General features: G+C 50.6%; 12 protein-coding genes and 1 tRNA gene. 11 read left to right on the top strand and 2 right to left on the bottom strand.

Features of this window, described 5'->3' with window-relative positions; all coding sequences use genetic code 11:
• Window positions 1-8 precede the first annotated feature (8 nt).
• Window positions 9-359: a RidA family protein gene (locus LZ463_RS16565; RefSeq protein ID WP_241456920.1), complete on the top strand. Its 351-nt coding sequence runs from the start codon at window positions 9-11 to the stop codon at window positions 357-359.
• A 5-nt stretch (window positions 360-364) separates the two neighbouring features.
• Complete coding sequence (locus LZ463_RS16560) at window positions 365-2,602, top strand: RelA/SpoT family protein (protein WP_241456919.1); 2,238 nt, start codon at window positions 365-367, stop codon at window positions 2,600-2,602.
• A 78-nt stretch (window positions 2,603-2,680) separates the two neighbouring features.
• Here the strand turns inward: LZ463_RS16560 and LZ463_RS16555 are convergent, their stop codons facing one another.
• Window positions 2,681-3,616 (bottom strand): cation diffusion facilitator family transporter, encoded by a 936-nt coding sequence (locus tag LZ463_RS16555; protein ID WP_241456918.1) that lies wholly within the window; start codon window positions 3,614-3,616, stop codon window positions 2,681-2,683.
• Window positions 3,617-3,806: 190 nt separating this feature from the next.
• Here LZ463_RS16555 and LZ463_RS16550 point away from each other — a divergent pair.
• The 9 genes from LZ463_RS16550 to LZ463_RS16510 all read left to right on the top strand — a co-directional run bounded on the left by LZ463_RS16550 (window position 3,807) and on the right by LZ463_RS16510 (window position 11,893).
• Window positions 3,807-3,883, top strand: a tRNA-Val gene (locus LZ463_RS16550).
• A 227-nt stretch (window positions 3,884-4,110) separates the two neighbouring features.
• Window positions 4,111-6,018, top strand: coding sequence for a threonine--tRNA ligase (gene thrS / locus LZ463_RS16545; protein ID WP_241456917.1), 1,908 nt, complete (start codon window positions 4,111-4,113; stop codon window positions 6,016-6,018).
• A gap of 53 nt (window positions 6,019-6,071) precedes the next feature.
• Window positions 6,072-6,608 carry a translation initiation factor IF-3 gene (infC, locus tag LZ463_RS16540; protein WP_241456916.1) on the top strand — a complete coding sequence of 179 codons (537 nt, stop codon included), beginning with the start codon at window positions 6,072-6,074 and terminating at the stop codon, window positions 6,606-6,608.
• Window positions 6,609-6,809: 201 nt separating this feature from the next.
• Window positions 6,810-7,007: a 50S ribosomal protein L35 gene (gene rpmI / locus LZ463_RS16535; RefSeq protein WP_162020098.1), complete on the top strand. Its 198-nt coding sequence runs from the start codon at window positions 6,810-6,812 to the stop codon at window positions 7,005-7,007.
• Between the two features lie 27 nt (window positions 7,008-7,034).
• Window positions 7,035-7,394: a 50S ribosomal protein L20 gene (rplT, locus tag LZ463_RS16530; RefSeq protein WP_162020099.1), complete on the top strand. Its 360-nt coding sequence runs from the start codon at window positions 7,035-7,037 to the stop codon at window positions 7,392-7,394.
• Between the two features lie 130 nt (window positions 7,395-7,524).
• Window positions 7,525-8,541 (top strand): phenylalanine--tRNA ligase subunit alpha, encoded by a 1,017-nt coding sequence (gene pheS, locus LZ463_RS16525; RefSeq protein WP_241456915.1) that lies wholly within the window; start codon window positions 7,525-7,527, stop codon window positions 8,539-8,541.
• Between the two features lie 76 nt (window positions 8,542-8,617).
• Window positions 8,618-11,044, top strand: coding sequence for a phenylalanine--tRNA ligase subunit beta (gene pheT / locus LZ463_RS16520; protein ID WP_241456914.1), 2,427 nt, complete (start codon window positions 8,618-8,620; stop codon window positions 11,042-11,044).
• Between the two features lie 112 nt (window positions 11,045-11,156).
• On the top strand, window positions 11,157-11,510 hold the full coding sequence (locus LZ463_RS16515) for an integration host factor subunit alpha (protein ID WP_489686128.1): 354 nt from the start codon (window positions 11,157-11,159) through the stop codon (window positions 11,508-11,510).
• Window positions 11,511-11,518: 8 nt separating this feature from the next.
• Complete coding sequence (locus LZ463_RS16510) at window positions 11,519-11,893, top strand: MerR family transcriptional regulator (protein ID WP_241456912.1); 375 nt, start codon at window positions 11,519-11,521, stop codon at window positions 11,891-11,893.
• A 121-nt stretch (window positions 11,894-12,014) separates the two neighbouring features.
• Here LZ463_RS16510 and LZ463_RS29230 read toward each other — a convergent pair whose 3' ends face one another.
• Complete coding sequence (locus LZ463_RS29230) at window positions 12,015-14,003, bottom strand: methyl-accepting chemotaxis protein (protein WP_241456911.1); 1,989 nt, start codon at window positions 14,001-14,003, stop codon at window positions 12,015-12,017.
• Between the last annotated feature and the right edge of the window lie 133 nt (window positions 14,004-14,136).

Raw genomic sequence — 14,136 nt, 5'->3', positions numbered from 1 at the left:
AGTGAAAAATGAGTATCCAGAGATTTCATGTAGGTCCACGTTTATCTGAAACGGCCATTTTCAATAAAGTCGTCTATCTGGCGGGGCAAATCCCGGATGACGCAACGCAATCAATAGAGGGGCAGACGCAGCAAGTGCTCGCCCATGTTGACCGTTTGCTGGCCGAAGCCGGTAGTGATAAAACACGCATATTGAGTTGCCAGATTTTTCTGAAAGATATCAGCATGATTGCTGCCATGAACACCGTCTGGGACGCCTGGGTGGCCAACGGCAATTCCCCGCCACGGGCAACAGTGGAAGCAAAGCTGGCCAATCCTGAATGGTTGATAGAGATCGTTGTTACTGCAGCCCAGAAATAACAGATATGGTTTCAATCTCGACTACTGCATCAGAATCGGCTCTGCTCGAGGGTTTGTCCGACGCCGATGCCGAACGCGTCATGGAGGCGCTTGAGTATGTCACGCCTCTGTATGCGAACAAAAACGTCGTTACCGAGCAAAATGCCCTGCAGTTTGTCAGCGGCGTGGTGTCTACACTGGCCATGCTGCGTACCGATGTTGATACTCGCATTGCCGCTATTCTGTTTGAACTGCCGGAGCTCAATCCTATTGCTGCCGAACAGATAGAAATTCGCTTTGGCAAGGAAATCGCCGACCTGGTCAGTGGCATACGCCGCCTGATGAAATTGCGGGAGGCGGCATTGACTCAGCATGATGTCGGGCGGGGTAAGGACGCCGCTGAAAAAGCCGCCAGTCAGATGGAAACCCTGCGCAAGATGGTGCTGGCCATGGCCACGGATATGCGCGTGGTGCTGGTGCGCCTGGCTTCACGTGTCACCACTCTCAGGTATTTTGCTGAATGCAAGCGTGAAGATGGGGCAGCACAGCAATACGCCAGCGAAACCATGGACTTGTACGCGCCGCTGGCAAACCGCCTTGGGGTCTGGCAACTGAAATGGGAGCTGGAAGACCTGTCTTTCCGGTTTCTGGAGCCGCAGCAATACAAGCGTATTGCCAAGATGCTTGAAGAGAAACGGCTGGAGCGCGAAAGCTTTGTCGTCAACGCCATCGCCAGGTTGAATACAGAATTGCAGGCCGCCGGCGTCAAGGCTGAAGTGTCGGGTCGACCCAAGCATATCTATAGCATCTGGAAGAAGATGAAAGGCAAGTCAGTCGATTTTGATGAGTTGTATGACGTGCGTGCCTTCCGTGTCATTGTTGACGACATCAAGGATTGCTATACCGTTCTCGGTATCGTCCATAACGCCTGGGTGCCGATACCGAAAGAATTCGACGACTATATTTCACGCCCAAAACCAAATGGTTATAAGTCCCTGCACACCGTTGTGGTCGTGGAGGATGGCAGGCCGCTGGAAGTGCAGATACGTACACGTGAAATGCATCAATTTGCCGAATATGGCGTGGCAGCGCACTGGCGCTACAAGGAGTCGGGCGGCTCGAATTTTTCAGCACAGGAATACGATGAGAAAATTGCCTGGTTGCGCCAACTGCTAGCCTGGAAAACCGATGTGACCGACGTGGTTGTCGAGCATGAAGAATTGCAGCGTGAATGGGTGGAAAAACTCAAGGCTGCCAGCCTAGATGACAGGATTTATGTCCTGACGCCGCAGGCGCGTGTCATCGAATTGCCGTGCGGCTCAACGCCGGTTGATTTTGCCTATCACTTGCACACTGACGTTGGACACCGCTGCCGTGGTGCGCGGGTCGACAATGTCATGGTGCCATTGAATACGCCGCTGAAGAATGGACAAACGGTAGAAATCATTACCTTGAAGGTAGGCTCTTCGCAGGCAGGACCTTCGCGCGATTGGCTGACGCCTGACTATTCGGCCAGTACCCGCACGCGTACAAAAATCCGTGCCTGGTTCAATGCCATCGATCAGGAAGAAACCCTGTCGAATGGCCGCGCCATGGTTGAAAAAACTTTACAGCGCGAAGGTAAAACGGCCGTTAACCTGGAGGAGCTGGCGCGCAAACTCGGTTTTGCTGACGTCAATGATTTATTCCTGTCTGTTGGCAAAGAGGAATTCAGTCTTCGGCAAATTGAAACTGTCTTGCGTGAGAACCCGGTAGAGCCGGAACCGGATGAGGCCAGCTTCACCAATAAAAGCCGTGCTTCCAGTGTCACTCAGGGCGCCAAGTCCGGCGTGCTGGTGGTTGGTACGGATGGCTTGATGACCCAGCTTGCGCGTTGCTGCAAACCGGCACCGCCTGATGATATCGTTGGTTTTGTCACGCGTGGCAAGGGGGTCTCTATTCATCGTCTCAGTTGCAAGAATTTTGCCGAGATGCGTAACAAGGCGCCGGAACGGGTGATACAAACCACCTGGGGTGATCACGGCAAGGATACGGTTTACCCCGTCGATATCTTTGTGCTTGCCCAGGATAGGCAGGGTTTGCTGCGGGATATTTCTGAAGTTTTTTCACGCGAAAAAATCAATGTGATAGGTGTCAATACCCAGAGTGCAAAATCACAGGCACGCATGTCTTTTACCGTGGAGATCGGTGGTACCACCCAATTGCAGAAAGCGCTGACTGTGCTGCATGAAGTCAGTGGCGTTCTGGAAGTGCGCAGAAATTAACCGGCAGTACGATCCGGGAGTTAAAACGTGTGGCATGCCTGCTGGTTAATTCATCAGGCATGCCTGATTTATTCTGATTTATTCGGCAAACTCTTCCAGTTCTGCCACTTCGGCCTGCAGGGTAATATGATCGATTCCATGCTTCTCAAGTAGCATGGCTTTAACACTTTCCAGTATGCGAGGCCAGGCGCTGATGTCTTCAATCTCAAGATGGCCTATCAGTGCGGGATAGCCTGGGGACATTTCCCATACGTGTAAATCGTGGACTGAAAGTACGCCGCTGATGTTTTCCAGGTCATTGCCAATCTGTATATAGTCTATATGATGAGGTACGCCCTCCATCAAAAAGTGATACGACTCTTTCAGTACGCCGAACGTCGATTTCAAGATCAGCAGGGATACAAAGATGGAGAGCAGGGGATCGATCTGCATCCAGCCTGTCTTGTAAATCACTGCGCCTGAAGCAATTGCGGCAATCGAGCCCAGCAAATCGCCCATGACGTGTACCAGGGCAGCCTTGGTGTTGACACTCTCCTTGTCGTGCGACAAAACCCAGGCGACGACTATATTGATGGCCAGGCCTATGCCTGCTACCAGCATGACAGTGCCACCTTGTACGACTTCAGGACTGGAAAAACGTTGTATTGCTTCTTTGACGATCCAGCCTATGACAGCCAGCATCAGCAAGCCATTGACGAAGGCGGCCAACGCTTCTGCCCGGCCAAAGCCGAAAGAATTTTTTGCCGTAGGCGGACGTTTGGCGATGATCTGTGCCATCAGCGCGAGTCCCAGCGCTGCTGCGTCCGTCACCATGTGACCAGCATCGGAAATCAGGGTCAGTGAATTCGACAGGAAGCCAAACAAGACCTCCACACCGGCAAAAATCAGGGTCAGGCCCAGTGCCCAGGCTAGTACTTTCTGACTGCGATTCTCAAAATAATGCTTGTGCTCAGCATCGCCATGGCGGTGATCGTGCAGGTGGTTGCTGTTCTTCTCGCGGGCTTGATGGGACATATTTTTGCTATCAATATTAATTCCCTATAGTGTAGCCGATGATGCATGACCCCATGTTCCCGCATGTTCAAAGCGTGCCTTGAAGGCCAAGGCACGCAAGAGAAAATATCCGATTTTTTGGGGGTAATGAATTTTTTTGCTCGCGGGGACTAGCAATTCCTGTAAAGGCTCTGCTATACTCTTGTTTCTTAGGCGCGTAGCTCAGCTGGTTAGAGCACTACCTTGACATGGTAGGGGTCGTTGGTTCGAGTCCAATCGTGCCTACCAACGGATTTAAAACAATTAAAATATTATAGTTAAGAGCGAGAAAGGCATCTTTGGTTATGACACCGCGAACTACCACGAAACTGGTTTGGGAGCGACTCTAGTCGAGGATATTTTTCGTTTGTAAAAAACTGAGAAAGCACGGCTAGCCGTGCTTTTTTTTCGTCTGCGTTTTTTAAACATAATTTTAGTCTCAATTCTTTCGTATTTTTCCCGCTTTGGAGAATGACATGGTTTCAGTAAAACTTCCTGATGGTTCGCAACGACAATTCGATGCGCCGGTAACGGTGGCGCAGGTTGCTGCCAGCATTGGTGCTGGCCTGGCAAAAGCTGCCCTGGCCGGGCGTGTCAATGGCAAGCTGGTTGATACTTCTTTCCTCATTGAATCTGATTCTGATCTGGCTATCGTGACTGACAAGGATGCAGATGGCCTGGATGTGATCCGTCATTCGACTGCCCATTTGCTGGCGTATGCGGTTAAAGAATTGTATCCGGATGCGCAGGTGACCATTGGGCCTGTGATCGAAAATGGCTTTTACTATGACTTTTCTTACAAGCGTCCATTTACACCAGATGACCTGGTGGCGATAGAGAAGAAAATGGCTGAACTGGCGAAAAAAGACGAACCGGTTACCCGCAAGGTCTTGCCGCGTGATGAAGCTGTTACCTATTTCAAATCCATAGGTGAAGCCTACAAGGCGGAAATCATAGAGTCGATTCCTGCTGATCAGGATGTTTCCCTGTATACAGAAGGTAACTTTACCGACCTGTGCCGCGGCCCGCACGTGCCATCCACGGGCAAGCTCAAAGTATTCAAACTCATGAAGCTGGCCGGTGCCTACTGGCGCGGTGATTCCAAGAACGAGATGCTGCAACGCGTCTATGGTACTGCTTTTGCCAAAAAAGAAGACCAGGAAGCTTACCTGCACATGCTGGAAGAGGCTGAGAAGCGCGACCATCGCAAACTTGGCAAGGCGCTCGACCTGTTCCACTTCCAGGACGAGGCTCCTGGTCTGGTGTTCTGGCATGCCAAAGGCTGGACTATCTGGCAACAGGTGGAGCAGCACATGCGCAAGGTGTATCAGGAATGTGGTTATCAAGAGGTGAAGGGGCCGCAGATTCTCGATAGAAGTCTGTGGGGTAAGACTGGTCACTGGGATAACTATAAAGACAATATGTTTGTCACTGAGTCCGAGAGCCGTGAATACGCCCTGAAGCCGATGAACTGCCCTGGACATGTACAGATTTTTAATTCCGGTATGAAGAGTTACCGTGACCTGCCTTTGCGTTTTGGTGAGTTTGGCCAATGTCACCGCAATGAGCCATCCGGCGCCTTGCACGGCATCATGCGTGTGCGTGGCTTTACCCAGGATGATGGTCATATCTTCTGTACAGAAGAGCAAATCCAGGATGAGGTCATGGCTTTTCATCCGCAGGCGATGAAGGTTTATACAGATTTTGGTTTTGACAAGATTGCCATCAAACTAGCCTTGCGCCCTGAAAATCGTATTGGCAGTGACGAAATCTGGGATACGGCCGAAGAAACCCTGCGTACTGCGCTGCGTTCTTGTGGTGTGGAATGGGAGGAACTGCCGGGTGAGGGTGCCTTCTATGGCCCGAAGATTGAATATCACCTGAAAGACAGTCTGGGCCGTCCATGGCAGGTTGGCACCATGCAGGTCGATTTCTTCATGCCGGGTCGTTTGGGTGCGGAATATGTTGCAGATGACAACAGTCGCAAAGTGCCTATCATGTTGCACAGGGCGATTGTCGGTTCCATGGAGCGTTTTATCGGTATCTTGATAGAAAATCATGCTGGTGCCTTGCCTTTGTGGCTGGCTCCTGTGCAAGTTTCTGTGCTGAATATTTCTGAATCCCAGGCCGAATACAGCAAATCTGTTGCGGAAATCCTGAAGAAACAAGGGTTTAGGGTAAATACTGATTTGCGTAATGAGAAAATTACCTATAAAATACGCGAGCATTCCATTCAAAAACTGCCCTACATCATTGTTGTAGGTGATAAAGAGAGGGATGCCAATACAGTGGCTGTGCGTACGCGTGGCAATCTGGATCTGGGGGTAATGCCTCTGGACGCCTTTATAGCTCGTTTGAAAAACGAAGTTGAAACCAAGGTTTGACAGATTAGCAGCGACCCTGTTTTAGCAGGGTAGCGCAGCTTTTATTATTATTTTTGAAGGAAACTGCAATAGCTACTGACAAGTCACATCGCATCAACGGTGAAATTACAGCGCCAGAAGTGCGCTTATCCGGCGTTGATAACGAGCCACTGGGCATCGTAAAACTGGGTGAGGCCTTTCGTTTAGCCGAAGAGGCCAATGTTGATTTGGTGGAAATAGCGCCGACGGCGCAGCCGCCAGTTTGCCGTCTGATGGATTACGGCAAGTTCAAATACCAGGAGCAGAAAAAAGCTCACGAAGCCAAGCTGAAGCAAAAAGTCATTCTGGTCAAGGAGGTTAAATTCCGCCCGGGTACGGATGATGGTGATTACAATATCAAATTGCGTAATCTGATCAAGTTCCTGGAAGATGGCGACAAGACCAAGATCACTCTGCGCTTCCGCGGTCGTGAAATGGCTCACCAGGAAATTGGTATGCGCATGCTGGAACGCTTGAAGATGGATCTTGATCCATACGGTCAGGTCGAGCAGTTTCCGAAGATGGAAGGTCGTCAGATGATCATGATTCTGGCGCCGAAGAAGAAGAAATAAGCCAGTTAGAATCTGTTTCCGGCCTCAGGTCGTAAACGGATTCCAGGCAAGATTTGTGAGGTTCGCGTGTGCGCGGGCATTACGATAGACCCATCATAAAGACGGGTCACAATAAGTGAGAAGTAGGCATCCAAGAGTAGCGATCGTTGCTGCCACCTACCATCATATAAAAGTGGAGCTGTCCAGAGGACAGATAGTGCTATGCCAAAAATGAAGACGAAAAGCAGCGCCAAAAAGCGCTTTCGCGTTCGCCCAGGTGGTACCGTTAAACGCGGTCAAGCTTTCAAACGTCACATCCTGACCAAGAAAACTACCAAGAACAAACGTCAATTGCGCGGTGCCGTAGGTGTTCATGACACCAACATGGTTTCCGTCATGCGCATGATGCCAACCGCTTAACCTCATACTCATATTTAAGGAGTTATTATGCCTAGAGTAAAACGTGGGGTTACAGCTCGTGCCCGTCATAAAAAAGTTCTGAACCTTGCCAAAGGTTACCGTGGTCGTCGCAGTAAGGTATTCCGTATTGCCAAGCAAGCAGTTATGCGCGCTGGTCAATATGCATACCGTGATCGCCGCAACAAGAAACGTGTATTCCGTGCATTGTGGATCACACGTATCAATGCAGCGACACGTCAACATGGTATGACTTACAGCGTGTTTATGAACGGCCTGAAAAAAGCCGCGATTGAACTCGACCGTAAGGTACTGGCTGACATGGCCGTGACTGACAAACCAGCATTTGCTGCGATTGTTAATCAGGTCAAAGCTAACCTGGCTGCTTAATTCAAGCGGACGGTAAGTCTAGCGACTGGTGCAAGCCGGTTGCAAATATCAAGCGGGGCAGAGGTTCAATCCTATGCCCCGTTTTGTTTTCAGATCATTATTTCAGCTTCATGGTAAGCGGGAACAAGGCATGAACCCTTTAGATCAAATCGTCAGCCAGGCACGTGCTGATTTTCTGGCAGCCAATGATGCTGCCGCATTAGAGAACGCGAAAGCGCTCTACCTTGGTAAGAGTGGTCAGATTACTGAACAGATGAAAAGTCTGGGCAAATTGCCACCGGAGGAAAAGAAAGTTCAGGGCGCAGTCATCAATGCTGCCAAAATGCAGATTGAAGAAGCCTTGACTGAAAGGCGTGAAGCACTGGCCAATGCACAAATGCAGGCTCGCCTGAATGCAGAGGCGATTGACGTCAGTTTGCCTGGCCGCGGCCGCGGTGTTGGTGGCATACACCCTGTCATGCGTACCTGGCAGCGTGTGGAAGAAATCTTCCGCTCCATCGGTTTTGACGTGGCAGATGGCCCCGAAATCGAAACGGACTGGACCAATTTTACGGCTCTGAACAGCCCGGAAAACCATCCAGCGCGTTCCATGCAGGACACCTTTTATGTCGATGGTAAAGATAGCCAGGGCAAACAATTATTGCTGCGCACTCACACCAGCCCCATGCAGGTACGTTATGCGCGCATGAACAAACCGCCGATCAAGGTCATCGCACCTGGCCGTACTTATCGCGTCGACAGCGATGCCACGCACTCCCCGATGTTTCATCAGGTTGAGGGCTTGTGGATTGCTGAAGACATCAGTTTTGCTGACCTCAAGGGCGTGTATCTGAACTTCGTCAAAGCCTTCTTTGAGACGGATGATTTGCAGGTGCGTTTCCGCCCCTCTTATTTCCCGTTCACTGAGCCTTCGGCAGAAATCGATATCGCCTTCGGTAGCGGGCCATTGAAAGGTCGCTGGCTGGAAGTATCAGGTTCTGGCCAGGTGCACCCTAGCGTGGTGCGCAATATGGGCCTGGACCCGGAAAAATACATAGGCTTCGCCTTTGGTTCCGGCCTGGAGCGCTTGACCATGCTGCGTTACGGCGTCAACGATTTACGCCTGTTTTATGAGGGTGACCTGCGCTTCCTGAAGCAATTCAACTAATCAAATAGCTGATAGCGTATCCCCGAATTTTTGAGTGGCGCATTGCGCCCTGCATCCAACATTAAACGGCTGAATTATGCAATTTTCTGAAAACTGGCTACGTACCATGGTTGATCCGAAGATGACTTCGGATGAGTTGTCCCATCTGCTGACCATGTCGGGACTGGAAGTCGAAGAGGTGGAGCCGGTTGCTCCACCATTTAACAATGTCGTCGTCGCGGAAATCCGCGAAATCGCCAAACATCCTGATGCTGACAAGCTCAATGTCTGCCAGGTTGATGTAGGCACAGGCAGCTTGCTCAACATCGTCTGTGGCGCACCGAATGTGCGGGTAGGCATGAAGGTGCCATGCGCCATGGTTGGTGCCATCCTGCCTCCTGGTCCAGATGGCAAACCATTTGAAATCAAGGTGGGCAAACTGCGTGGGGTAGAGTCCTACGGCATGCTGTGTTCCGCCCGTGAATTGAAATTGTCGGAAGACCATGGCGGCCTGATGGATCTGCCTTCGGACGCACCGGTTGGTCAGAATTTTCGCGATTATTATCAGCTCAATGATCTTAAATTCACGATCAAACTCACACCAAACAAGGCCGATTGCCTGTCTGTGCTTGGCGTTGCGCGTGAAGTGTCGGCATTGACGGGCACACCCCTGCAATTGCCTGAAATCCTTACCCAGCAAGTGAGCTTGCAAGAGGTTTTGCCGGTCAAGATTTCTGCGCCGGATTTGTGCGGCCGTTTTTGTGGTCGTGTCATTCGTGGCGTTAATGCCCGTGCCGCCACACCAGACTGGATGAAACAAAGGTTGGAGCGTAGCGGTCAGCGCCCGATTTCGGCCCTGGTGGATATATCCAACTATGTGATGCTGGAACTTGGTCGTCCTTCCCATGTGTTTGATCTCGATAAAATCCATGGCAACATGGAAGTACGTTGGGGTAAAGCTGGCGAATCACTGAAGCTGCTCAATGGTAATACGGTTGAAGTCGATGATTGGGTAGGCGTGATTTCTGACGATAAAGAAATCGAATCCCTGGCTGGCATCATGGGAGGGGATTCTACGTCCGTCACGCTCGATACACAGAATATTTATCTGGAAGCCGCTTTCTGGTGGCCGCAGGCGATACAAGGCCGTGCCCGTCGTTTCAATTTCTCAACCGATGCTGCGCACAGGTTTGAGCGTGGTGTTGATTTTGAATCCATCGTCGAGCATATAGAGCGTATCAGCGCCCTGATCGTTGAAATTTGTGGTGGCAGCAACCAGGTCAAGCTGGGTCCGGTAGATGACCAGATCGTCAACCTGCCACAGCGCCCCCCAGTCAAGCTGCGTACTGCACGTGCGGTGAAAGTCATCGGCGTGGCGCTTGATGATGCGCAGATAGCCGATATCTTCACTCGCTTGGGTTTGCAGTTTACTCAGCAGCCAGGGGAGTTCCTGGTGACGCCTCCTTCTTATCGCTTCGATATGGAAATCGAAGAGGACTTGATTGAGGAAGTCGCACGCGTATATGGCTTCGAAAACATCCCGACCTTGCCGCCAGTGGCTGCCAGTGCAATGCTGATCGCACCGGAAAACCAGCGATCACTGTTTGCCATTCGCAGGCTGGTTGCTGATCAGGACTATCAGGAAGTTGTCAACTACAGCTTCGTCGAAGAAGCCTGGGAAAAAGATTTTGCCGGTAATGACAAGCCTGTACGTCTGTTGAATCCTATCGCCAGCCAGATGAGTGTCATGCGCACCAATCTGATAGGCAGCCTCGTTGCCAATGCTCGCTATAACTTGAACCGCAAGCTCAACCGTGTGCGAATTTTTGAAATTGGCGCCGTGTATCTGCAAGATGACAGTGTACAGGATGGTCCACTAGCCGTAGCTGGTTACCATCAACCCAAGCGTCTGGCGGCGCTGGCCTATGGCCCGGTGGCAGAGGAACAGTGGGGGCAGGATACCCGTAATGTTGATTTCTTTGATGTCAAAGCTGACCTGGAAGCCCTGTTTGCGCCTGGCAGTTTGCGTTTTGTAAAAAATGAGCATCCGGCCTTGCATCCGGGTCGCAGCGCCATCGTAGAATTTGATGGTAAGGCAATAGGTTTTATCGGTGAGCTGCATCCACGTCTGCAACAAAAATATGATCTGCCTTTGGCTCCGGTCGTATTTGAACTGGAAGTCGTCGCGTTGCAGCAAGTGGATATCCCTGTTTACCAGGAAATTTCCAAATTCCAGGCAGTGACCAGGGATCTTGCGCTGGTTGTCAAACAGACAGTTTTGGTGCAGAATTTGCTGGACGTTTTCAAGCGCGAGACACAGGAAAACGAAGCGTGTAAAATTGTGCAAGCTATTGTTTTGTTTGATGAATATCGCGGTAAAGGCCTGGAAGCTGATGAGAAAAGCCTTGCTTTCCGCTTTAGCTTGCAAGATACTCAAAGTACCCTGCAAGATGATAAGGTTGAGGCAGCAATGAATGCCTTGGTGCAAGCAGCAAGTCAACAGTTTGCTGCCAAGTTGCGTTGATATTGTCTGGATTTGCCGGATATTGTAGATTTAATCGAGAAGAGTTTTGAACATGAATGATGTAATTTCCGCCGAGTTCCAGTCAGTGCTGGATGCTGACCTGAACCGGGCCATGCAGGAAGCCAGGGCACGTTCACAGGCGGAAAAAGAATTGCCTACCTTGACCAAGGCAGAGCTGGCTGAGCTTTTGTTTGAACATGTGGGTTTGAACAAGCGGGAAGCCAAAGACATGGTAGAGACTTTTTTCGATGAAATCCGTGATGCACTGGAAAGGGGCGAGGCCGTCAAGTTATCCGGCTTTGGTAATTTTCAGTTGCGTGACAAGCCGCAACGCCCTGGTCGCAACCCTAAAACTGGCGAAGAAATTCCTATTACTGCCCGTCGTGTCGTAACTTTCCATGCCAGCCAAAAACTTAAAGGCATGGTGGACGATGTTGGTAGTCAACCTCTTGCTCATGCTGCCTGATACTTTCCATGACAGAAATCAAGATTGAGTCCTTTGTATTGCCGCCGATTCCCGCTAAACGCTACTTCACGATAGGTGAGGTTGGTGAATTATGTGGCGTCAAGCCACATGTGCTGCGCTATTGGGAGCAGGAATTTTCGCAACTGAAGCCGGTAAAACGACGCGGTAATCGCCGTTATTATCAGCATCATGAGGTTCTGCTGATACGCCGTATCCGCGAACTGTTATATGAGCAGGGCTTTACCATCAATGGTGCTCGCAACAAACTCAATGTCAATGGTGGTCCGGTAGACAGTGCTACTATCGACCCGATTGATGAGCCAATTAGCCTTCATCAGATTCGTGATGAACTGCAAGACGTATTGGTACTGCTGAAAGTCTGAGTTGCGCAACAATCTCGGGCAGCATCAGTCACTTGAAAACCATCGGACCTGAAATCCGGTGGTTTTTTTATGCTTGATCCATGTATCAGTGCAGCCTGACTCCGGGTATTGAAATACTGCGCTATGCCGCCCGCTTTTGTGAGCGCGGCACTGGCAGGGCAGCGATGGCCTCATGCTGGCTGATCAGTTGCAGATGCTGCATTTCGTTGCTGACAGTTGTAGTCTTGAAGACGCTGACCGCAGCGCCAAGTGAGACAGCCTGCTCTTCCAGTTTTGCGGTTGACTCACTCGCCATTTCGACCAGCCTGGTATTGTCCTGAGTGATCTGGTCGATATCTGATATCGCCAGATTGACATCGGCAATCCCGGCGCTTTGTTCCTGGCTGGCCTGGGCTATCTGCCTGATCAATTCAGTGACGATGTCGACATTATCCGCTATGCCACGCATGGTTTCACCCGCCGTGTTGATCATGGTGCAGCCAGTTGCCACGGCTTCGCCTGAGGTGACGATCAATCCCTTGATTTCCTTCGCGGCATTTGCACTGCGCTGCGCCAGGTTGCGTACTTCGGAGGCAACCACGGCAAAGCCGCGACCCTCCTGACCTGCCCTGGCGGCTTCTACAGCCGCATTCAGAGCGAGGATATTGGTCTGGAAGGCGATGCCATCCATGACGCCGATAATTTCGGTAATCTTTTTGGCGCTGCTGCTGACTGTCTGCATGGCCAGTATGGTCTTGTCCATGACTGCCAAACCATGTTGTACGCGTTCTGCCGAGCTGTGTATCAAGGTGTTTGCCTGTGCCAGATTACCAGCATTTTCAGTGATGGTTGCTGCCAGCTCATCAATGGCGCCGGCAGTTTGCTGCAACGACGCTGCCTGACTCTCTGTGCGGCTGGCCAGGTCGGTATTTTCATCATGAATTTCCCTGGCGATCCCATCGACGGTCTGGGCGCTATGGCGTATGTTGTTGACCAGTTTGCTCAATTCATGGTTCATGCCACCTACTGCATTGATTAATTGCGCCATTTCATCTTTGCCCTTACTGCGTACCCGGTTTTGCAAATTGCCGGCTGCTGTTTCTGCTACGGCTTGTGACAAGACTTGCAAGTCGCTGCTCAGGGCTTGATAAATGGCGATCAGAAAATAGCTTGCCAGGGCGAGCAAGGCAATAATCATTGCCGACAAGCGCCAGACACGTTCAGTGATTCTGACGATATCCAGTTCCAGGTTCTGGTTGATCAGATGTGCTATTGCGTTCTTGCTTTGTGTCAGTTGCAGGAGTGTTTCGTTACCAGCATCAAAAAAACTGCTGCCCGTACCCTGATTGACGGAAGCCAGTACCTCATCTTGTGAGCGGGCCAGGAATTTTTGCGCTATGCCCAGGCGGTTTTGCGCATCGTTGCTGACATCCGCGTAATCCTTGCCATAATGATTCATGCCTTGCAAAACCTGGATCAGTTCGGACAAATTATGTCTGACCAGCAAATGCAGTGAGTTGAGCATGACATCTTCGCCAGCCTCAAATAATCCTGTGTCGATATAAGAAGCGCCACGACCGGCAATGACAGCTATTTTTTCTTCCAGTTGTGGCAGGGTAGAGAGGTAAATATTGGCCAGCTGATGTGTTTTCAATTCTGTGTCGAGTGCCAGTTTGGAACTATTGGCAATTTTCATGATCTCATTGTCTATTGCTGTGATCAGCTTGCCATGCTCAGTAAAGCTTTCAGGTGCTTTAAGCAGGGACTGCCTGGTTTTCAGGCCACTCCATAGATCCTTGATTCCTTTCTGGTATCCGGGTTTCGTCAGTAATTGTTCTATCTTGTCCTGATTCTCGTTGATGAGTTTGGTCGATTGCTTGTTGCCCATGAGAAGCATGTGCTGCAAAGAGCGCTGCTTTTGTGTCAGTGTGCGCAAATCATTGTGCATACTGATCATCGTGAGGGCATTTTGTTTTGATTCGATTTGCATTACATCCTGGCGCAAGTCCTGGAATAGCAGGGCCAGCAGTGCGAGCAGCGGGATGGCGAATGCCAAGGCGACAAAACTGAATTTATGCGCGATTTTGACATTACGTAATAGTTTGATGGCGGGCGAAGTAAGGAAGTTCACTTTGATGGTCCGGGGAGTTTGAAAAGCGATTTTCGTGAAGACTAAACTGCCAATATGACTTTGCTGTGACCTTGAAGCAAACTTGAGGGGATAAATTCATTTGCAAGTGACAGGCTCCATGGAAAGGCGCGTG

The organism is Undibacterium paludis (genome assembly GCF_022568815.1).
Taxonomy (GTDB): domain Bacteria; phylum Pseudomonadota; class Gammaproteobacteria; order Burkholderiales; family Burkholderiaceae_D; genus Undibacterium.
This window is presented reverse-complemented; position numbering and strand designations above follow the sequence as displayed.